This window comes from Pseudomonas mendocina (genome assembly GCF_900636545.1).
In the GTDB taxonomy this organism is placed as follows: domain Bacteria; phylum Pseudomonadota; class Gammaproteobacteria; order Pseudomonadales; family Pseudomonadaceae; genus Aquipseudomonas; species Aquipseudomonas mendocina.
Genome location: NZ_LR134290.1, coordinates 3,827,852 through 3,846,142 on the forward strand (window position 1 = coordinate 3,827,852; position 18,291 = coordinate 3,846,142).

21 protein-coding genes are annotated in these 18,291 nt (G+C 62.8%); 5 read left to right on the forward strand and 16 right to left on the reverse strand.

Going from position 1 to position 18,291, the window contains the following annotated elements; genetic code table 11:
• Window positions 1–4 precede the first annotated feature (4 nt).
• The 6 genes from EL191_RS17770 to ffh all read right to left on the reverse strand — a co-directional run bounded on the left by EL191_RS17770 (window position 5) and on the right by ffh (window position 3,957).
• The gene (locus EL191_RS17770) at window positions 5–418 is read right to left on the reverse strand and encodes an acyl-CoA thioesterase (RefSeq protein ID WP_017363866.1); all 414 of its coding nucleotides are present in this window, start codon (window positions 416–418) and stop codon (window positions 5–7) included.
• Window positions 419–499: 81 nt separating this feature from the next.
• Window positions 500–850: a 50S ribosomal protein L19 gene (gene rplS, locus EL191_RS17775; protein ID WP_003246155.1), complete on the reverse strand. Its 351-nt coding sequence runs from the start codon at window positions 848–850 to the stop codon at window positions 500–502.
• A 42-nt stretch (window positions 851–892) separates the two neighbouring features.
• Window positions 893–1,636, reverse strand: coding sequence for a tRNA (guanosine(37)-N1)-methyltransferase TrmD (trmD, locus tag EL191_RS17780; RefSeq protein ID WP_041979679.1), 744 nt, complete (start codon window positions 1,634–1,636; stop codon window positions 893–895).
• A 5-nt stretch (window positions 1,637–1,641) separates the two neighbouring features.
• Window positions 1,642–2,178, reverse strand: a complete 537-nt coding sequence (gene rimM / locus EL191_RS17785) for a ribosome maturation factor RimM (protein ID WP_041979678.1) — start codon at window positions 2,176–2,178, stop codon at window positions 1,642–1,644.
• Between the two features lie 9 nt (window positions 2,179–2,187).
• On the reverse strand, window positions 2,188–2,439 hold the full coding sequence (rpsP, locus tag EL191_RS17790; protein ID WP_003246162.1) for a 30S ribosomal protein S16: 252 nt from the start codon (window positions 2,437–2,439) through the stop codon (window positions 2,188–2,190).
• 141 nt (window positions 2,440–2,580) lie between these two features.
• On the reverse strand, window positions 2,581–3,957 hold the full coding sequence (ffh, locus tag EL191_RS17795; RefSeq protein ID WP_041979677.1) for a signal recognition particle protein: 1,377 nt from the start codon (window positions 3,955–3,957) through the stop codon (window positions 2,581–2,583).
• 157 nt (window positions 3,958–4,114) lie between these two features.
• On the opposite strand from ffh, the gene EL191_RS17800 reads away from it, so the two are divergent.
• Window positions 4,115–4,915, forward strand: a complete 801-nt coding sequence (locus EL191_RS17800) for a cytochrome C assembly family protein (protein WP_013716814.1) — start codon at window positions 4,115–4,117, stop codon at window positions 4,913–4,915.
• Window positions 4,916–4,925: 10 nt separating this feature from the next.
• Window positions 4,926–6,212, forward strand: a complete 1,287-nt coding sequence (locus EL191_RS17805; protein WP_041979676.1) for an HlyC/CorC family transporter — start codon at window positions 4,926–4,928, stop codon at window positions 6,210–6,212.
• On the opposite strand, the gene EL191_RS17810 is transcribed toward EL191_RS17805, so the two are convergent.
• The 5 genes from EL191_RS17810 to EL191_RS17830 are packed head-to-tail and all read right to left on the reverse strand — an operon-like array spanning window position 6,184 to window position 9,460.
• On the reverse strand, window positions 6,184–6,918 hold the full coding sequence (locus EL191_RS17810) for an SGNH/GDSL hydrolase family protein (RefSeq protein WP_041979675.1): 735 nt from the start codon (window positions 6,916–6,918) through the stop codon (window positions 6,184–6,186). The two genes, EL191_RS17805 and EL191_RS17810, sit on opposite strands and share 29 nt — an antisense overlap.
• The gene (gene purT, locus EL191_RS17815) at window positions 6,915–8,096 is read right to left on the reverse strand and encodes a formate-dependent phosphoribosylglycinamide formyltransferase (RefSeq protein WP_041979674.1); all 1,182 of its coding nucleotides are present in this window, start codon (window positions 8,094–8,096) and stop codon (window positions 6,915–6,917) included. The genes EL191_RS17810 and purT overlap by 4 nt, the downstream gene beginning before the upstream one ends.
• Window positions 8,097–8,118: 22 nt before the next feature.
• Window positions 8,119–8,316, reverse strand: coding sequence for a DUF1289 domain-containing protein (locus EL191_RS17820; RefSeq protein ID WP_041979673.1), 198 nt, complete (start codon window positions 8,314–8,316; stop codon window positions 8,119–8,121).
• Window positions 8,309–8,833, reverse strand: a complete 525-nt coding sequence (locus EL191_RS17825; RefSeq protein WP_041979672.1) for a gamma carbonic anhydrase family protein — start codon at window positions 8,831–8,833, stop codon at window positions 8,309–8,311. Before EL191_RS17825 ends, EL191_RS17820 begins: the two co-directional genes overlap by 8 nt.
• 21 nt (window positions 8,834–8,854) lie before the next feature.
• Window positions 8,855–9,460 carry a CoA pyrophosphatase gene (locus EL191_RS17830; protein WP_013716820.1) on the reverse strand — a complete coding sequence of 202 codons (606 nt, stop codon included), beginning with the start codon at window positions 9,458–9,460 and terminating at the stop codon, window positions 8,855–8,857.
• 160 nt (window positions 9,461–9,620) lie between these two features.
• Between EL191_RS17830 and EL191_RS17835 the strand changes: the two genes are divergently transcribed.
• Both EL191_RS17835 and EL191_RS17840 read left to right on the forward strand, forming a co-directional pair.
• Complete coding sequence (locus tag EL191_RS17835) at window positions 9,621–10,175, forward strand: NUDIX hydrolase (RefSeq protein WP_041979671.1); 555 nt, start codon at window positions 9,621–9,623, stop codon at window positions 10,173–10,175.
• 19 nt (window positions 10,176–10,194) lie between these two features.
• The gene (locus tag EL191_RS17840) at window positions 10,195–10,698 is read left to right on the forward strand and encodes a L,D-transpeptidase family protein (protein WP_041979670.1); all 504 of its coding nucleotides are present in this window, start codon (window positions 10,195–10,197) and stop codon (window positions 10,696–10,698) included.
• Between the two features lie 45 nt (window positions 10,699–10,743).
• Here EL191_RS17840 and EL191_RS17845 read toward each other — a convergent pair whose 3' ends face one another.
• The 3 genes from EL191_RS17845 to purL all read right to left on the reverse strand — a co-directional run bounded on the left by EL191_RS17845 (window position 10,744) and on the right by purL (window position 15,650).
• Window positions 10,744–11,061: a Nif3-like dinuclear metal center hexameric protein gene (locus tag EL191_RS17845; RefSeq protein ID WP_017363877.1), complete on the reverse strand. Its 318-nt coding sequence runs from the start codon at window positions 11,059–11,061 to the stop codon at window positions 10,744–10,746.
• 158 nt (window positions 11,062–11,219) lie between these two features.
• Window positions 11,220–11,489, reverse strand: a complete 270-nt coding sequence (locus tag EL191_RS17850) for a CDGSH iron-sulfur domain-containing protein (RefSeq protein ID WP_080764283.1) — start codon at window positions 11,487–11,489, stop codon at window positions 11,220–11,222.
• 264 nt (window positions 11,490–11,753) lie between these two features.
• On the reverse strand, window positions 11,754–15,650 hold the full coding sequence (purL, locus tag EL191_RS17855; protein WP_041979668.1) for a phosphoribosylformylglycinamidine synthase: 3,897 nt from the start codon (window positions 15,648–15,650) through the stop codon (window positions 11,754–11,756).
• 165 nt (window positions 15,651–15,815) lie between these two features.
• Between purL and mltF the strand changes: the two genes are divergently transcribed.
• On the forward strand, window positions 15,816–17,282 hold the full coding sequence (gene mltF / locus EL191_RS17860; RefSeq protein WP_041979667.1) for a membrane-bound lytic murein transglycosylase MltF: 1,467 nt from the start codon (window positions 15,816–15,818) through the stop codon (window positions 17,280–17,282).
• A gap of 4 nt (window positions 17,283–17,286) precedes the next feature.
• Here mltF and EL191_RS17865 read toward each other — a convergent pair whose 3' ends face one another.
• A complete protein-coding gene (locus tag EL191_RS17865; RefSeq protein ID WP_041979666.1) occupies window positions 17,287–17,742 on the reverse strand; it encodes a hypothetical protein in 456 nt (151 codons plus the stop codon).
• A gap of 33 nt (window positions 17,743–17,775) precedes the next feature.
• Complete coding sequence (tadA, locus tag EL191_RS17870) at window positions 17,776–18,252, reverse strand: tRNA adenosine(34) deaminase TadA (protein ID WP_041979664.1); 477 nt, start codon at window positions 18,250–18,252, stop codon at window positions 17,776–17,778.
• Between the last annotated feature and the right edge of the window lie 39 nt (window positions 18,253–18,291).

Consider the following 18,291-nt stretch of genomic DNA (forward strand, 5'->3'; position numbering starts at 1 on the left):
CGCCTCACTGAGCGAAGCCCGGCAGCACCGGCACGGGCTTTTGCTGATCATCGACGGCGACGAAACTGAAACTACCGCTGATCGCCCGCTCACGCCCCTCCTGATAAAGCCCCTCGACAAACACCTCGACCTCCACCTTGAGGCTGGTATTGCCGACCTTGATTACCCGTCCGATCAGCTCGACGATCGAGCCGGCCGGTATCGCATGCTTGAAGTCGATGCGGTCGCTGGAGACCGTCACCAGCGGCAGGCGACAGAAGCGCGTGGCAGCAATGAACGACACCTCGTCCATCCAGGCCAACGCCGTGCCGCCGAACAGAGTGTTGTGGTGATTGGTCGTCGGCGGAAAAACCGCCTTGGTCACGCAGGTTTCCGATAGCGCGATGCGCCGCTGAATTTCTTGCTCTCTTGGAGTCATGCCGTTGCTACTCATGATTACTGGACGCCAGAAACGAAAAAAGCAGCCCGTAGGCTGCTTTTTTCAGAGAAGCGTCCGAACTTAGGACAGCTTTTCCTTGATGCGCGCGGCTTTGCCGGACAGGTCGCGCAGGTAGTACAGCTTGGCTTTGCGTACGTCACCGCGACGCTTGACGCTCAGGCTGTCGACCAGCGGCGAGTAGGTCTGAAAGGTACGCTCGACGCCAACACCGCTGGAGATCTTGCGGACGGTGAAGGCGCTGTTCAGGCCGCGGTTACGCTTGGCGATCACAACGCCTTCGAAAGCCTGCAGACGCTGACGGTCACCTTCCTTCACTTTCACTTGCACGACAACGGTGTCGCCCGGTGCGAAAGTCGGGATTTCTTTGTTCATCTGCTCGGCTTCGAGCATCTGGATAATCTTGTTGGTCATGCTGCGCTCCTAAGACAAGCCTCCCGGCCTGCCATCGATACGTTAACTATCGTCCCGCTGGCGGATGTATTCCTCCAGCAGCTTCTTCTCTTCTCCAGAAAGCGAGCGGCTATCCAGAAGATCAGCGCGGCGTTCCCAGGTCCGACCAAGGGACTGCTGCAAACGCCAGCGCCGGATGTGTTCGTGGTTGCCACTAAGCAACACTTCGGGAACACGTTTATCCGCATACACCTCCGGGCGGGTGTAATGCGGGCAGTCGAGCAGGCCATCCGTAAAGGAGTCCTCCTCGGCCGAATCGGCATGACCCAATGCACCAGGCAAAAGGCGCGTCACCGCATCGATCAGCACCATGGCCGGCAGCTCACCGCCGGACAGGACGTAGTCGCCAATCGACCATTCCTCATCGACATGCGCCTCGATGAAACGCTCGTCGATGCCTTCATAACGTCCGGCGATCAGGATCAGTGCATCCTCCTGCGCCAGCTCGCGGACCGCAGCCTGATTCAGACTACGCCCCTGCGGCGACAGGTAGATCACCTTCGCCGTCTCCCCCGCGGCCTGCCTGGCGCTGGCCAAGGCATCCTCGAGAGGCTTGATCTTCATCACCATCCCCGGACCACCGCCGAAGGGGCGGTCATCCACCGTATGGTGGCGATCCGTCGTATAGTCCCGCGGATTCCAGCAGGTGAGCTTGAGCAGTTCCTGCCTGACCGCACGACTGGTGATACCGTACTCGCCGATGGCGGCGAACATTTCCGGGAACAGGGTGATGACTTCTACGCGCATGAGCCTTAGAAATCCGCATCCCAGTCGACCCGCATCTCGCCAGCGGCCAGATCGATCGAAAGCACACACTGATCCGTGTAGGGCAGCAAACGCTCGCGATCATCCAGGCTGCCTGCACAAGCCTTGACCACCATCACATCGTTGGCACCGGTCTCGAACAGATGGTCGACCATGCCAAGCAACTGCCCCGCCTGATCGATGACCTTCAAGCCCTGCAACTGGTACCAGTAGAACTCGCCCTCTTCCAGGTCCGGCAGCTCGCTGCGCGGTACGCAGATCTCGAAACCGGCGTAGGTACGCGCAATTTCGCGATCATCCAGACCTTTCAGTTTGGCTACCAGCACCTTGCCTTGCAGGCGGCCGCTGGCCAGTTCCACTTTCTTTACCTCACCGTCACGCCTGAGCGTCCAGTTTTGGTAATCGAGCACGTTATCGATGGGATCGGTAAAGGAATACACCTTCACTTCACCCCTGACGCCGTGCACCGAAACAATCTTGCCGAGAACGATCAAATCCTCGGCGACGGCCGGCGTCGTACTCATAGAAGATGCTTAGGCAGCAGCCTTGGCAGCTTCCTTGAGCAGCTGAGCAACACGCTCAGACGGCTGAGCGCCCTGGCCCAGCCAGTAGGTCGCACGCTCTTGGTCGACGGACAGACGAACTTCGCCACCAGCAGCGATCGGGTTGAAGAAACCGATACGCTCAACGAAACGACCATCGCGCGCGTTGCGGCTGTTGGTCACGGTCAGGTGGTAGAAGGGGCGCTTTTTGGAGCCGCCACGAGCAAGACGGATGGTTACCATGTGAACATCGTTCCTATAGTCGGTGCTAACTTGAGGCACACATTAAAAATGGGCCTAGGCCCGAAAGGCCGCATATTTTAAGGATTATGCGGCGGTTTGCAAATCTCTTTTTCCGCCCGGCCATCGACCGGGGCGCAGGCCTCAGAATTTCGGCATTCCGCCGCCGGGGAGCATGCCCCCCATGCCGCGCATCATCTTGGCCATGCCGCCCTTGGCGGTGAATTTCTTCATCATCTTCTGCATCTGCTTGTGCTGCTTGATCAGACGGCCGATGTCCTGCACCTGGGTGCCGGAGCCAAGCGCGATGCGGCGCTTGCGCGAGCCACTGATGATGTCCGGGTCGCGGCGCTCGGCCGGCGTCATCGAGTTGATGATCGCCTCCATCTGCTTGAACTGCTTCTCGGCCGCGCCCTGGGCGTTGCCCATCTGGGACAGGTTGACGCCACCAATGGATGGTAGTTTGTCCATCAGGCCACCGAGACCGCCCATGTTCTTCATTTGCTGCAGCTGGTCACGGAAGTCTTCGAGGTCGAAGCCCTTGCCCTTCTTCAGCTTCTTGGTGAGCTTCTCGGCCTTTTCGCGATCGAGGGTCTGCTCGGCCTGCTCGATCAGGCTGAGCACGTCGCCCATGCCGAGGATGCGCGAAGCGATACGATCCGGGTGGAAAGGCTCGAGCGCGTCGCTCTTCTCACCCATACCGATGAACTTGATCGGCTTGCCGGTGATGTGGCGCACCGACAGCGCGGCACCACCGCGAGCGTCACCGTCGACCTTGGTCAGCACCACACCGGTCAGCGGCAGCGCATCGCTGAACGCCTTGGCGGTGTTGGCAGCGTCCTGACCGGTCATGGCATCGACCACGAACAGGGTTTCGACCGGCTTGACGGCCGCGTGCAGCGCCTGGATCTCGGCCATCATCTCGGCATCCACGGCCAGACGGCCGGCGGTATCGAGGACGACCACGTCGATGAACTTCAGCTTGGCTTCGCGGATCGCCGCATTGGCGATGTCCACCGGCTTCTGACTGACATCGGAAGGGAAGAAGGTGACGCCCAGATCGCCCGCCAGGGTTTCCAGCTGCTTGATCGCCGCCGGACGATAGACGTCGGCGGACACCAGCAGCACCGATTTCTTCTTACGCTCCTTGAGGAACTTGGCCAGCTTGCCGGCGGTGGTGGTCTTGCCCGCGCCCTGCAAACCCGCCATCAGCACGACGGCAGGCGGCGCGGCGTTGAGCGCCAGGTCTTCGTTGGCCGCGCCCATCAGTTCTTCCAGCTCGGCGCGGACGATCTTCACGAACGCCTGGCCAGGAGTCAGGCTCTTGGACACCTCGGTGCCGACGGCACGCTCCTTGACCTTGCCGACGAAGTCCTTGACCACCGGCAGAGCCACGTCGGCCTCGAGCAGGGCCATGCGCACTTCGCGCAGCGTATCCTTGATGTTGTCTTCGGTCAGCTTGGCCTTGCCCGTGACGTTACGCAGCGTCTGGGACAGGCGATCGGTAAGATTTTCGAACATGCGCGTTCCTTCGATAGGTGCGACCCGGCGCGCCGGGTGTACGACAGGCGGCGGATTATAGCGGAGTCGCCGAGCTGCCGACACCGCCGGCAGTCTTTCGTGCTGACGTCCATCTGTGCCACACTCAGCGCCTTTCGGGCTCGCCTTACACGGATTTATGCACCCTCTGTTGCCCAGCCTCGCCGCCGCCCTCCTTTATGCCGGCGCCGCCGCTTACCAAGGTCTGCGCCTGACGCAGCGCAGCATCCCCGACAAACGCCTGCTGGTGTCGCTTGGTGTGCTCGCCTTGTGCCTGCATGTCGTCAGCCTGTTTTTCCAGCTGTACGACGCGCATGGCCTGAATCTGGACTTCTTCAATGCTGCCAGCCTGATCGCCTGCGCGGTCATCGGCCTGATTCTTCTGGCCTGCATGCGCATTCCGGTGGAAAACCTGCTGCTATTGCTGTTCCCGCTCGGCACGCTGACGGTCCTGGCCGCCGAGTTCATGCCCAGCGGCACAATCAACCCGATCGACGAACACCCCGGAATCCTCGCCCATATCCTGCTGTCGGTGCTTGCCTACGGCATGCTCACCATTGCCGTGTTCCAGTCAGTTCTGCTGCTGCTGCAGGACTATCAGCTCAAGCACAAACATCCATCCGGGCTGATCCGCAACTTCCCGCCGCTGCAGACCATGGAAAGCCTGCTGTTCGGCTTCCTTTTCGCTGGCTGGCTACTGCTGTCGCTGTCGCTGCTGTCCGGCGCGCTGTACATCGATGACCTGTTCGCCCAGCACCTGGTGCACAAGACCATCCTGTCCTGCTTCGCCTGGGTGGTGTTCGCGGTTCTGCTGTGGGGTCGCCACCAGCTCGGCTGGCGCGGTCACAAGGCCATTCGCTGGACCCTCGCCGGGTTCTGCCTGCTGATGCTGGCCTACTTCGGCAGCAAGCTGGTGCGCGAATTCATCCTGCACATCTGAGGCAGACGTCGTGGACGACATTCATTCGAGCTACCTGCTCGGCCTGCTGGTTTTTCTCATTCTCTGCTCGGCGTTCTTCTCCAGCTCCGAGACTGGCATGCTCAGCCTCAACCGCTACAGGCTCAAGCACCTGGCTAAGGAAGGACACAGCGGCGCCAAACGCGTGACCCGACTGCTCGACCGCCCCGACCGCCTGCTCGGCACTATTCTGGTCGGCAACAACGTGGTCAACATTCTCGCCGCCTCCATCGCCACCGTGCTGGCGGTGGATCTATGGGGCGAAGCCGGTATTGCCATCGCCACCGCTGGCCTGACTATCATCGTCCTGATCTTCGGCGAAATCACACCCAAGACCCTGGCGGCCCTGCGCCCGGAGCTGGTGGCCTTCCCCGCCAGTCGTGTGCTGAACCTGTTGCTGCTCCTGCTCTACCCGGTGGTATGGCTGACCAGCGTGATCAGTAACGGCCTGCTGCGTCTGGTCGGTATCGATCCCGCTCAGCGCGCCAGCGACAGCCTGTCCACTGAGGAGCTACGCAGCGTGGTACGCGAGTCCGGCTCGGAGCTGCCGCTGAATCGCCAGAACATGCTGCTGGGCATCCTCGATCTGGAGCGGGTCACGGTCGATGACATCATGATCCCGCGCAACGAAGTGGCCGGCATCGACCTTGAGGACGATCTCGAGGTCATCGTCGGCCAGTTGCGCAGCACGCCGCATACGCGCCTGCCGGTGTTCCGTGGCGACATCAACCAGATCGAAGGTGTGGTGCATATGCGCCAGATCGCCCGCCTGCTGACACATAACCAACTGACCAAGGACACGTTGCTGGCAGCCTGCAACGAGCCGTATTTCATTCCGGAAAACACGCCACTGGCGACCCAGCTGATCAACTTCCAGAAGCAGAAGCGGCGCATCGGCATCGTCGTCGACGAGTACGGCGACGTGATCGGGATCGTCACCCTGGAAGACATCCTCGAAGAGATCGTCGGCGACTTCAGCAACCAGGACAGCCTGCGCAGCCCCGATATCCACCCACAGGAAGACGGCACGCTGGTGATCGATGGTGCGGCCTATATTCGCGAAGTGAACAAGACCCTCGGCTGGCACCTGCCCAGCGATGGCCCCAAGACCCTCAATGGCCTGATCACCGAAGCGCTGGAAACCATCCCCGACAGCAGTGTCTGCCTGAAGATCGGCCCTTATCGGCTGGAGATCCTCCAGGCCGCGGAAAACCGGGTGAAGAGCGTGCGCGTCTGGCAGGTGGAAAAGGTCAAGCCGAGCGCTGCAGAGACGGAGTGAGGCGCTCGGCAAGACCCGCTGCCCACTGCCTATAGCCCAGCGCCGACGGATGATAGCCATCCTCGGCCAGGTAGTACGCCTCGAACGGCAGATCCAGCGCACAATGCATCGCCCCTAGGCGTTGCGATAACCCCCGCAATTCAGCATCGAGCAAACCAGCGCGCCAGCCCATCAACTGCCGCAACAGCCAGGGCAAGGCACTGAAATGCTGTAGCGGCGGTACGGCGCTGAACGCTACGCGACAACCTCGAGCTGCCAGCGCATCGGCCATTGCAGCAAGTGCCTGCTGCCAGCGCTTGCTCGCCGTGAGGTGCGTCGTGTCATTGACACCGAATACCAGCAGCGCCAGGTCGGCCGGCTCTGCCAACGCCAACGGCAGCAGGCGCTCATGGGCCTGAGACGCGGTGATGCCGTTCTCGCCACAGGCGCGCCAGCGCACCGGCCGCCCCAGACGCTCGGCCAGGGCAGCGGCCAGACAACTCGCCAGAGACTGGTCGAAACGGCTGACACCGACGCCGGCCACGGTCGATTCACCGATCAGCAGTAGGCGCAACGGCGCACCCGGCAAATGCGCAGCGGCAATGCCACTCGGCTCACCCTGCGCAATCGGCAGACGCAACGCGGTGCGCCGGGCGCGCAAGGCGAGAGGCAGCGCCAATGGCAGCAGCGGCAAGGTCGCCAGCCACCACAGCGCGTGCCGACTCACAGCTGGACGCGAACCGCTTGCGCGCTGCGCAGCGCCTTGGCGCGAGCCGCGTCGATGGACTCGTCACGTGCCAGCGCCACGCCCATGCGCCGCAGGCCTTTGACTTCCGGCTTGCCGAACAGACGCAGGGCGGTATCCGGTTCACGCAGCGCCTCGCCGAGATTGGCGAAACTGGCCTGCTGCGAATCGCCTTCCACCAGAATCACCGCCGACGCCGACGGCCCCATCTGCCGGATAACAGGAATCGGCAGACCGAGAATGGCGCGGGCATGCAGGGCGAATTCGGAAAGCTCCTGAGAGATCAACGTCACCAAACCGGTGTCATGCGGGCGCGGCGAGACCTCGCTGAACCACACCTGATCGCCTTTGACGAACAGTTCGACACCGAACAGACCACGCCCGCCCAGCGCTTCGGTCACGGCCAGGGCGACTCGCTCTGACTCGGCCAGTGCTTTCGGGCTCATCGGCTGCGGCTGCCAGGACTCCTGGTAGTCGCCGTTCTCCTGGCGGTGGCCTATGGGTGCACAGAAACTGGTACCCGCGGCATGGCGCACGGTGAGCAGGGTGATTTCGTAGTCGAAGTCGATGAATCCCTCGACGATCACTCGGCCCTTGCCGGCACGACCGCCTTCCTGGGCGTAATCCCAGGCACGCTGAAGGTCGGCGTCGCTCTTGAGCACGCTCTGGCCCTTGCCGGAAGAACTCATGATCGGCTTGACCACGCAGGGGTAACCGACGGACTTCACCGCGGCGACGTAGTCCTCGAAGGTGTCGGAGAAATGATACGGCGAGGTCGGCAAGCCCAGCTCCTCGGCCGCCAGACGACGAATGCCTTCGCGGTTCATGGTCAGCTGTGCGGCACGCGCGGTCGGCACCACATTGAAGCCCTCGGCCTCCAGCTCGACCAGCGTGGCAGTGGCGATCGCCTCGATCTCAGGGACGATGTAGTGCGGCCGCTCCTTCTCGATCACCGCACGCAGGGCCGCGCCGTCGAGCATGTCGATCACGTGACTGCGGTGGGCCACCTGCATGGCGGGCGCATTGGCATAGCGATCCACGCCAATGACTTCGCAGCCCAGGCGCTGCAGCTCGATCACCACTTCCTTGCCGAGCTCGCCGCAGCCACACAGCAGTACGCGGGTCGCGGAAGGCGACAGAGGGGTTCCAATACGGGGCATGAGGGTTTCCTCGAACAGTGAATCAGGAAGGCGTCAGTAGCAGGCCGCCGGCGCGGGCACGCTCCAGGCAAAGCTGCAGCACCGCGCGACGCTCGGCATTGTCCATGCGGCCCCAGCGGGTGATTTCGTCAGCCGTGCGCTGACACCCGATGCAGATGTCCTGCTCGTCCAGCGCACAGACATGTACGCAGGGCGAGCGCACGGGTTTCTCGTCATTCATCGTCAACAACCAGCTCTCGGGCATAGCGTTGCGCATTATGAACGTAGTGGGCGGCACTGGCTTCGAGCATCTTCTTCTGCTGATCGGTCAGCTCGCGCACCACCTTGCCCGGGCTACCCATGACCAGGCTGCCATCGGGAATCACCTTGCCTTCGGGAATCAGGCTATTGGCACCGATGATGCAGTACTTGCCGATCTTGGCGCCGTTGAGGATCACCGCATTGATGCCGATCAGGCTGTAATCGTCGACGCTGCAGCCGTGCATCATCACGTTGTGGCCGACTGTGACGCCTTTGCCCAGGGTCAACGGAAAGCCCATGTCGGTGTGCATGACGCTGCCGTCCTGCACGTTGCTGTTCTCACCGATATGGATCAGCTCGTTGTCGCCGCGCAACACCGCACCGAACCAGACGCTGGCCCCCGCGTCCAGGCGGACCTTGCCGATCAGATCGGCGCTTGGCGCGACCCAGCTATCAGGGTGGGCATCGACACGGGAGCTTCCCAGGCGGTATTTCATGCTCGTCTGTCCTCGGCGCTATCAGCGCAGGTGTATGAAATGTTCGGGCGGCTGATGCAGGGCGATCTGAGCATCGTCGAAGACCAGATTGACCAGTTCCACCACCATGATCGCCGTGAGCCCCCAGATGCGGTACTCGCCGTAGGTATAGGACGGCACGTACCAGCTGCGCCCGAGGTAATCGATGCGGTGGGTCATCTCGCGTGGATCGCCGCGGAAGAACTCCAGTGGCACCGAGAACACCGAGGCGATCTCGGCATCGTTGGCCTTGTATTCGACGTAATCCGGCACTACCCCGACGTAAGGCGTGACCTGAATGCCATGGCGCGACACCAGACTGCTGAGCGGACCGACCACTTCCACGAGCCCCGGCGGCAGGCCGATCTCTTCCTCGGCCTCACGCAGCGCGGTATCCACCAGATCACGGTCTTCAGGATCGCGCCGGCCACCGGGGAAGGCGACCTCGCCACCGTGAGTCGACAAACCACTGGCGCGCAGGGTCAGCACCAGCTCAGGTTCATCACTGCGGGTAATCGGGACCAGCACCGCCGCCTCGGGGAAGCTGCGCTCGGTCTCCAGAGGGCGCGGGCTGTAACCACGCACGCGATGGAGCAACTCGTCCAGCATGGGCATACTCGGAGTCTTGTTTTGCCAGGCATCATGGCACGAAAGCAGCCGACCGCCCAACCCCGATGACGGCTCTTGAGCGCCTGACAGGAGCCCGAAAGCGGACTTGCCGAGCCTCGATCCTGTCGCCAAGATAGCGCCAGAACCAAGAGGAACGGGTATGAAATTCTGCAACCAGTGCGGCAATCCCGTCACCCGCATGATCCCGGCCGGCGACAACCGCATGCGCCATGTCTGCAGTCACTGCGACACCGTGCATTATGAAAACCCGCGTATCGTTGCCGGCTGCCTGCCCGTATGGCGCGACCAGGTGCTGCTATGCCGCCGCGCGATAGAGCCACGCCGCGGCTATTGGACATTGCCTGCCGGCTTCATGGAGAACGGCGAAACCATCGAGCAGGCTGCCGCCCGTGAAACCCTCGAAGAAGCCTGCGCCCGAGTGCGCGACCTCAGCCTCTATACCCTTTTCGACCTGCCGCACATCAGCCAGGTGTACATGATGTTTCGCGCCGAGCTGGTCGATCTGGACTTTGCCGTCGGCGAGGAAAGCCTGGAGGTACGCCTGTTCGAGGAATCGCAGATCCCCTGGTCAGAGCTGGCTTTCCCGACCATAGGCCGTACCTTAGAATGCTTCTTCGCCGACCGTCGGCAGAACTCCTTCCCGGTACGCAATGAGCCACTCGAAGCCCTGCGTACCCATTACACACCTCGTTGACCCTTGCGGACGATTCCCGATGCGCTGGTTGCTGCCCCTGCTCTGCCTGACCCTAAGCTTCAACACCCTGGCCAGCACCACGCCAGCGCCCAGCATCCGCACCGTTGACAAGGTACTGGTGCTCAAGTCCGAACGTAAACTGCACCTGCAGCAGCGTGGCGAGACCATCAAGTCCTATCGCATTTCTCTGGGCAAGCAGCCTGACGGCGCCAAGCAGCGCGAAGGCGACTTGCGCACACCTGAAGGTTTCTACTGGATCGACTGGCGCAAGCCGAGCGACAAGTACCAGCTGTCGCTGCACATTTCCTACCCCAACGCCCGTGATCTGGCCAAGGCCAAGGAAGCCGGCGTACCGCCAGGCAGCATGATCATGATCCACGGCACACCGCTGGACGAGGAGTACCCGGAGTGGTTCTTCCACACCCTCGACTGGACGGAGGGCTGCATCGCCATGAAGAACGACGACATGCGCGAGGTGTGGAGCCTGGTCAATGATGGCACGCTGATCGAAATCAGGCCCTGAGCGAAGACATCAAAAAAGGCGCCATCGGCGCCTTTTTCATACCACTCAGAATTGCAGATCGGACAGCCGCCAGACATCGAAGGCGGGCGTTTCGTATGGATGGCTCTTCTTCAGTGCCTTGACGGCATCGTGGATCATCTCGTCAGCCACGACCATTTCCACTTTCCACTCGGCAACCTGCTCGACGCTGCCAACCTGCCCGATGAACGGCTGGCTACCGTCCAAGGCGCGGAACTGACCTTGGCCCAGCACCTGCCAGCAACAACTGTCGTAAAGACCGATGCGCCCGCCGCCGGCCGCAAACACAGCCTTTTTAACCGGTTCCAGATGGGCTTCCGGCACGTAGAAACACAGTTTGTACATCAAGTTCTCCGCAAATGGGGCAACCGAACAACAGACAATCCATGACGCCAATATGATGTCACTTCGCCATGTATTTGTCTTGAGATCGCCCGCACAAATCCATACGTGACATTCAGAATCATCCGTTGCTTTCGACTCAGGCCAGCAGCCTGACGTTCTCACCGGCCGCCGAAAAAGCGCCGCCATTTGTCGGCCAGGCTGGGTGCCAAAGGGCTGTGGCTGCCATCGCAGTAAGGCAGGCTCGCCGAACGTGCGCAACGGCACAACAGCAGACGCTGCTCGCGCTCGGGGTGCAGGATCAGGGATTGGGCGCAGCCGGGTGGGCAGTTAGGCATCTCGGACGAATGCCCGCAGCGGCACAGCCGATGTGTCTCACCGGGGCTGACCAGGCGGACTTCGGGGAGGAGCTGCTGAGAGTTATCGGCCATGGCAGCGTAGCCCGGATGGAATCCGGGGAGTTTGCCAGGGATTATTCCCGGATTGCATCCGGGCTACGGACGGCTCCCTCTCCCATTTATGGGAGAGGGCTGGGGAGAGGGTTTGGTGTTGGCTAGAACACCATCTCCCGCCCCGACGCTAATACCTACAAGCTCAAGCTGGATCGGAGCGCGGCCGCTTGCCCTCTCCCGCCCTTCGGGCACCCTCTCCCGCGAGCGGGAGAGGGTCATCAGAAGGCCGCTACGCGACCGCTTTTAGTCCACCCAGACGCGGGCGTTGCGGAACATGCGCATCCAGCCACCGTCTTCCTGCCACTCATCCGGACGCCAGGAGTTCTGCACCGCGCGGAACACACGCTCCGGGTGCGGCATCATGATGGTGACGCGGCCGTCGCGGCTGGTTAGACCGGTAATCCCGCGCGGCGAACCGTTGGGGTTGGCCGGGTAGGCTTCGGTGACCTTGCCATGGTTGTCGACGAAGCGCAGGGCCACGGTGCCGGACAGATCGGCCTCCAGCAGCGCCTCCTCGCTTTCGAACTCGGCATGGCCCTCACCGTGGGCGATGGCGATCGGCATACGCGAACCGGCCATCCCCTGCAGGAAGATCGACGCCGACTCCTGGATCTGCACCATGGCCACGCGCGCCTCGAACTGCTCGGAGCGGTTGCGCACGAAGTGCGGCCAGAACTCGGTCCCCGGAATCAGCTCGTGCAGGTTGCTCATCATCTGGCAGCCGTTGCACACGCCGAGGGCGAAGCTGTCCTTGCGCTCGAAGAACCCCTGGAAGGAATCGCGAGCGCGGGCGTTGAACAGCACCGATTTGGCCCAACCTTCACCGGCGCCGAGTACGTCACCGTAGGAGAAGCCGCCGCAGGCCACCAGGCCCTTGAATTCTTCCAGGCTGACGCGGCCGGCGAGAATATCGCTCATATGCACGTCGATCGCCGAGAAACCGGCGCGATCGAATGCCGCCGCCATTTCCACCTGGCCGTTGACGCCCTGCTCGCGCAGGATCGCCACTTGCGGACGCACGCCCTTCTTGATGTAGGGCGCAGCGATGTCGTGGTTGACGTCGAAACCCAGCTTGACCGACAGACCAGGGTTGTCTTCTTCCAGCAGCAGGTCGAATTCCTGGTCGGCCCCCTGGGCGTTGTCGCGCAGGCGCTGGATGCGGTAGCTGGTTTCGGCCCACTGACGCTGCAGCAGGCGACGCTCACCAGCGAATACCGGCTCACCGTTGAAGCTGATGCTGACCTCGCCGTTGTTAACGGCCTGACCGATCACCGCAACGCAGTCGTCCAGACCGGCGGCGCTGAACTGCGCCAGCACTTCCGGCGTGGCGTCCTGGCGAACCTGGATCACCGCGCCCAACTCTTCGTTGAACAGCACGGCCGGCAGCTCGGAGCTGTCATCAGCCAGCGCATCGAGGTTCAGTGACAGGCCGCAGTGACCGGCGAAGGCCATTTCCAGCACGGTGGTCAGCAGGCCGCCGTCGGAACGGTCGTGGTAAGCCAGCAGGTGGCCATCGGCGTTGAGGCCCTGAATCACGGCGAAGAAGGCCTTGAGGTCTTCGGGGTCGTCGAGGTCCGGCACCTGCTGGCCGATCTGCGCGTAAACCTGCGCCAGGATAGAGGCGCCCATGCGGTTCTGACCGCGACCAAGGTCGATCAGGATCAGGTCGGTCTCGCCCTTGTCCATCCGCAGCTGCGGAGTCAGGGTCTGGCGGATGTCCTGCACCGGAGCGAAGCCGGAGATCACCAACGACAGCGGCGCAGTCACGCTCTTGTCGACGCCCTCGTCCTGCCAGCGGGTCTTCATGGACATGGAGTCCTTGCCCACCGGAATGGTGATGCCGAGCTGCGGGCACAGCTCCATGCCCACGGCCTTGACGGTGTCGTACAGGCGGGCATCTTCGCCCGGGTGACCGGCGGCAGCCATCCAGTTGGCCGACAGCTTGATGTCGGACAGCTTGCCGATGCGCGCCGCGGCCAGGTTGGTAATGGTTTCACCCACGGCCATACGACCGGATGCCGGCGCGTCGAGCAGCGCCAGCGGCGTACGCTCACCCATGGCCATGGCTTCGCCGGTATAGACGTCGAAGCTGGTGGCGGTGACGGCGCAATCGGCCACCGGTACCTGCCAGGGGCCGACCATCTGGTCGCGAGCCACCAGGCCGGTGATGGTGCGATCGCCGATGGTGATCAGGAAGCTCTTGCTGGCCACGGCCGGATGACGCAGCACACGGCCCAGCGCTTCTTCGATATCGACGCTGGCGGCATTGAAGTCATCGCCCTGTTCCGCTTCGCGGCTGACGCTGCGGTGCATGCGCGGCGGCTTGCCCAGCAGCACTTCCAGCGGCATGTCCACCGGGGTATTGCTGAAGTGACTGTCGGTGACCGTCAGGTGCGGCTCGGCGGTGGCCTCGCCAACCACGGCGAAGGGGCAACGCTCGCGTTCGCAGATGGCCTGGAAGCGCTCGAAGTCTGCCGCATCAACGCTCAGCACGTAGCGTTCCTGCGACTCGTTGCACCAGATTTCGTGCGGGGCCATGCCCGGCTCGTCGTTGGGCACGTTACGCAGTTCGAAACGGCCACCGCGACCACCATCATTGATCAACTCCGGCAGGGCGTTGGAGATACCGCCAGCGCCGACGTCGTGGATGAATTTGATCGGGTTGGCTTCGCCCAACTGCCAGCAGCGGTCGATGACCTCCTGGCAGCGGCGCTCCATTTCCGGGTTCTCGCGCTGCACCGAGGCGAAGTCCAGGTCGGCCGAGCTGGCACCGGTGGCCATCGAGGAAGCGGCGCCGCCACCCAGACCGATGAGCATGGCCGGGCCGCCGAGCACGATCAGCTTGGCGCCGACCGAGATCTCGCCCTTCTGTACGTGGTTTTCGCGGATGTTGCCGAGGCCACCGGCGAGCATGATCGGCTTGTGGTAGCCGCGCACTTCTTCACCGCGCGGGCTGCTGACAGCCTGTTCGAAGGTACGGAAGTAACCATTGAGCGCCGGGCGACCGAACTCGTTGTTGAACGCGGCGCCGCCCAGCGGGCCTTCGATCATGATGTCCAGCGCGCTGACGATGCGCTCAGGCTTGCCGTAGGGCTTTTCCCAAGGCTGGAGGAAATCGGGGATGTTCAGGTTGGAAACCGAGAAGCCGGTCAGACCGGCCTTGGGCTTGGCACCACGACCGGTGGCGCCTTCGTCACGAATCTCGCCGCCGGAGCCGGTGGAGGCACCAGGGAACGGGGCGATGGCGGTCGGGTGGTTGTGCGTTTCCACCTTCATCAGGATGTGCACCGGCTCCTGTACCGCGCCGTACTGGCGGGTTTCGGGATTGGGGAAGAAACGCCCGGCGGTGTGCCCAACGATGACCGAGGCGTTGTCCTTGTAGGCGGACAACACGCCTTCGCTGTGCATCTGGTAGGTGTTCTTGATCATGCCGAACAGCGACTTGTCCTGGCTCTCGCCATCGATGTCCCAACTGGCATTGAAGATCTTGTGGCGGCAGTGCTCGGAGTTGGCCTGGGCGAACATCATCAGTTCGATGTCGTGCGGATTGCGCCCCAGGTCATTGAAGCTCTTCACCAGGTAGTCTATTTCGTCCTCGGCCAGGGCTAGGCCCAGATCCTGGTTGGCCTGCTCCAGCGCAGCGCGACCGCCACCGAGCACGTCCACGGCGGTCAGCGGCTTGGGCTCGGCGTGGCTGAACAGCGCGGCGGCGTCCTCCAGCGCATTCAGAACAAGCTGAGTCATGCGGTCATGCAGCAGGGCGGCGACGGCGGCGCTGTCGGCCTCGTTCAACTCGCCGCTGATGTAATAGGCAATGCCGCGCTCCAGGCGCTGGACCTTGGCCAGGCCGCAGTTGCGAGCAATGTCGCTGGCCTTGCTCGACCAGGGCGAAATGGTGCCGAAACGCGGGATGGTCAGGAACAGCTTGCCGCTGGGCTCCTGCACCGGCACGCTCGGGCCGTACTTGAGCAGCCGCGCCAGCACTTGTTCTTCATCGGCGTTGAGCACGCCCGTCACGTCGGCGAAATGCGCGAACTCGGCGTACAGCCCGGTCACGGCCGGCACCTTGCTGGTCAGTTGCTCAAGCAATTTGCCATGGCGGAAAGCGGAAAGGGCGGGAGCGCCGCGCAGGATCAACATCGTCGGAACAGCCTCTGGGAAGGGGTGTGCTGGAGGCCGGGCATTCTATCCTAAAGTGGCGGTCTGCGGCACCTGTAGCCGGGTGCTTAAAGGACGAACGCGCTAGCAGAGAAGCGAAGCGCTGTCGAGATATGGCGCCGCCTGCGCTTTGCGTATACTGCGCCGATGTTTGCACGACCTGCGATACGCATGCGTTGCGCCAAAGGGCTGTTGGCGATTGGAACCCTCCTGATGCTTGCTGGCTGCGGCGAAGAACCCAAGCCCAGCGTACTTGAGCAGGCAAAGGCGGAGGGTGAGCTGCGCGTGGTCACTCGAAACAGCCCCGCCACCTATTTCCAGGACCGCAACGGCGCCACCGGTTTCGAATACGAGCTGGCCAAGCGCTTCGCCGCCGATCTCGGCTTGGAGCTGAAGATCGAAACCGCGGACAACCTCGACAGCCTGTTTGCCAGCCTGGGCCGCGCCAATGGTCCGGTCATGGCGGCCGCCGGCCTGGTGGATACGCCACAGCGACAGCGTCAGGCACGTTTCTCGATTCCTTATCTGGAAGTCACGCCTCAGGTCATCTATCGCCAGGGCGAAACCCGCCCAACCAAGCCTGAAGACCTCGTCGGCAAACGCATTCTCGTTCTGGCCGGCAGCAGCCATGCCGAACAACTGGCCGCCCTCAAGCTGGAACAGCCGGAACTGGAGTTCGAGGTATCCGACGCCGTAGAGGTGGTCGACCTGCTGCGCATGGTCGACGAAGGGCAGATCGACCTGACCCTGGTGGACTCCAACGAACTGGCGATGAACCAGGTGTACTTCCCCAACGTGCGAGTCGCCTTCGACCTGGGCGACACCAATACCATGCGCTGGGCAGTAGCTGCCGGTGAAGATGACAGCCTGCTGGTGGAGATCGACGCCTTCCTTGAGCGCTCCGAGGCCAACGGTACCCTGCAGCGCCTGAAGGAGCGCTACTATGGCCATGTCGACGTGCTCGGCTACGTCGGCGCCTACACCTTCGCCCAGCACCTGCAGCAACGCCTGCCGCGCTACGAGAAGATGTTCCGCAAGGCCGGCCAGGCCAATCAGGTCGACTGGCGCCTGCTCGCAGCCATGGGCTATCAGGAATCGCTGTGGCAACCCAACGCCACGTCCAAGACCGGCGTACGCGGCCTGATGATGCTGACCCAGCGCACCGCCCAGTCGGTCGGCGTGTCCAACCGCCTGGACCCCAAGCAAAGCATCGACGGCGGCGCCCGCTACTTCATCCAGGTGCACCAGCAATTGCCGGACAGCATCGCCGAGCCGGACCGCACCTGGTTCGCTCTGGCCGCCTACAATGTTGGCGGCGGTCACCTGGAAGATGCACGCAAGCTGACCGAAGCCGAGGGCTTGGACCCGAACAAATGGGCCGACGTGCAAAAGATCCTGCCGCGCCTGGCGCAGAAGCAGTGGTACAGCAAGACCCGCTACGGCTATGCCCGCGGTGGCGAGCCGGTGCATTTCGTGCGCAACATTCGTCGCTACTACGACATTCTCACCTGGGTGACCCAGCCGCAGCTGGAAGGCACGCAAGTGGCCGAGAGCGGTATCCACCTGCCCGGCATCGACAAGCGCAAACCCGAAGAAGAAACCCCGCCGCTGTAAATGCCTACAGCAAGCTCTGATTACCTGCCGCGCAGCGGCTGATGGCCTGGCGCTCCGCCGGCAGCCCTTTCAAACGCGTGGCGCACTGCGCCTGACTCGGGACCCGCTCGACCTGCAGGTTGGCATGCGCATCGATACTGATCAGATACGCATGGTTGTAGCGCGCTCGATCGTTCCAGTCGCTGAACCGTTGGGTGGCGAGTACGCAGCGGTAATCCAGATGACCGGTAAAGCCCTGTAAGCGATCACGCATGAAGATATGGTGGTAACGCTGCCAGTCGCGGTCACGCTGGCCGACGCGCACCGCCTCCTGGCAAGCCTCCAGCGTGGTGATCTGTGGCTCGTGCAGGAAAATACTCTGCGCCAGGTTCGAGCCGCCTAACTGCACACTGGCCACCAGATACACCTCAGGCTGCGCAGCCACAACCGGCGCAGCCAGCAGTGCCAGCACGCTCAACATCCCTTTGTTCATAATCGCTCCCGGTAAAGAGGCTCAGCCGCGCCGGGCCTTGAAAAAGTCTTTCAGCAGTGCCCCGCTCTCCTCTGCCAGCAAGCCACCTTCCACCAGTACGCGATGGTTGAGAAAGGCTTGATCGAAGAACTGCCCCTGACTGATCGCCACGCCCGCACGCGGCTCGCTGGCAGCGAACACCACACGAGCGATGCGCGCATGCACGATCAAGCCAGCGCACATGCTGCAGGGTTCCAGGGTGACGTATAGCGTGCTACCGGGCAGTCGATAGTTCTGCACACTTTGCGCCGCAGCGCGAATCGCCACCATCTCGGCATGGGCGCTGGGGTCATGACGCAGGATCGGACAGTTGAAGCCCTGGCCCACCACCTCACCGTCCTGCACCAGCACGGCACCGACCGGCACTTCACCCTGCCCAGCGCCCAGACGCGCCTGCGCCAGCGCCAGGCGCATGAAGTGCTCGTCACGCGAGCGGTCGATGATCTGCGGTCTTTTCATTGCAACAATCCGTAGGACGCCGGCGAAAAAGGGCGCCTA

What these genes read in the sequence shown, in the direction of transcription:
- EL191_RS17770 (WP_017363866.1), bottom strand. Translation starts at nt 418, where the DNA reads ATGACTCCAAGAGAGCAAGAAATTCAGCGGCGCATCGCGCTATCGGAA.
- rplS (WP_003246155.1), bottom strand. Translation starts at nt 850, where the DNA reads ATGACCAACAAGATTATCCAGATGCTCGAAGCCGAGCAGATGAACAAA.
- trmD (WP_041979679.1), bottom strand. Translation starts at nt 1,636, where the DNA reads ATGCGCGTAGAAGTCATCACCCTGTTCCCGGAAATGTTCGCCGCCATC.
- rimM (WP_041979678.1), bottom strand. Translation starts at nt 2,178, where the DNA reads ATGAGTACGACGCCGGCCGTCGCCGAGGATTTGATCGTTCTCGGCAAG.
- rpsP (WP_003246162.1), bottom strand. Translation starts at nt 2,439, where the DNA reads ATGGTAACCATCCGTCTTGCTCGTGGCGGCTCCAAAAAGCGCCCCTTC.
- ffh (WP_041979677.1), bottom strand. Translation starts at nt 3,957, where the DNA reads ATGTTCGAAAATCTTACCGATCGCCTGTCCCAGACGCTGCGTAACGTC.
- EL191_RS17800 (WP_013716814.1), top strand. Translation starts at nt 4,115, where the DNA reads ATGCACCCTCTGTTGCCCAGCCTCGCCGCCGCCCTCCTTTATGCCGGC.
- purT (WP_041979674.1), bottom strand. Translation starts at nt 8,096, where the DNA reads ATGCCCCGTATTGGAACCCCTCTGTCGCCTTCCGCGACCCGCGTACTG.
- EL191_RS17820 (WP_041979673.1), bottom strand. Translation starts at nt 8,316, where the DNA reads ATGAATGACGAGAAACCCGTGCGCTCGCCCTGCGTACATGTCTGTGCG.
- EL191_RS17825 (WP_041979672.1), bottom strand. Translation starts at nt 8,833, where the DNA reads ATGAAATACCGCCTGGGAAGCTCCCGTGTCGATGCCCACCCTGATAGC.
- EL191_RS17830 (WP_013716820.1), bottom strand. Translation starts at nt 9,460, where the DNA reads ATGCTGGACGAGTTGCTCCATCGCGTGCGTGGTTACAGCCCGCGCCCT.
- EL191_RS17835 (WP_041979671.1), top strand. Translation starts at nt 9,621, where the DNA reads ATGAAATTCTGCAACCAGTGCGGCAATCCCGTCACCCGCATGATCCCG.
- EL191_RS17840 (WP_041979670.1), top strand. Translation starts at nt 10,195, where the DNA reads ATGCGCTGGTTGCTGCCCCTGCTCTGCCTGACCCTAAGCTTCAACACC.
- EL191_RS17845 (WP_017363877.1), bottom strand. Translation starts at nt 11,061, where the DNA reads ATGTACAAACTGTGTTTCTACGTGCCGGAAGCCCATCTGGAACCGGTT.
- EL191_RS17850 (WP_080764283.1), bottom strand. Translation starts at nt 11,489, where the DNA reads ATGGCCGATAACTCTCAGCAGCTCCTCCCCGAAGTCCGCCTGGTCAGC.
- purL (WP_041979668.1), bottom strand. Translation starts at nt 15,650, where the DNA reads ATGTTGATCCTGCGCGGCGCTCCCGCCCTTTCCGCTTTCCGCCATGGC.
- mltF (WP_041979667.1), top strand. Translation starts at nt 15,816, where the DNA reads ATGTTTGCACGACCTGCGATACGCATGCGTTGCGCCAAAGGGCTGTTG.
- EL191_RS17865 (WP_041979666.1), bottom strand. Translation starts at nt 17,742, where the DNA reads ATGTTGAGCGTGCTGGCACTGCTGGCTGCGCCGGTTGTGGCTGCGCAG.
- tadA (WP_041979664.1), bottom strand. Translation starts at nt 18,252, where the DNA reads ATGAAAAGACCGCAGATCATCGACCGCTCGCGTGACGAGCACTTCATG.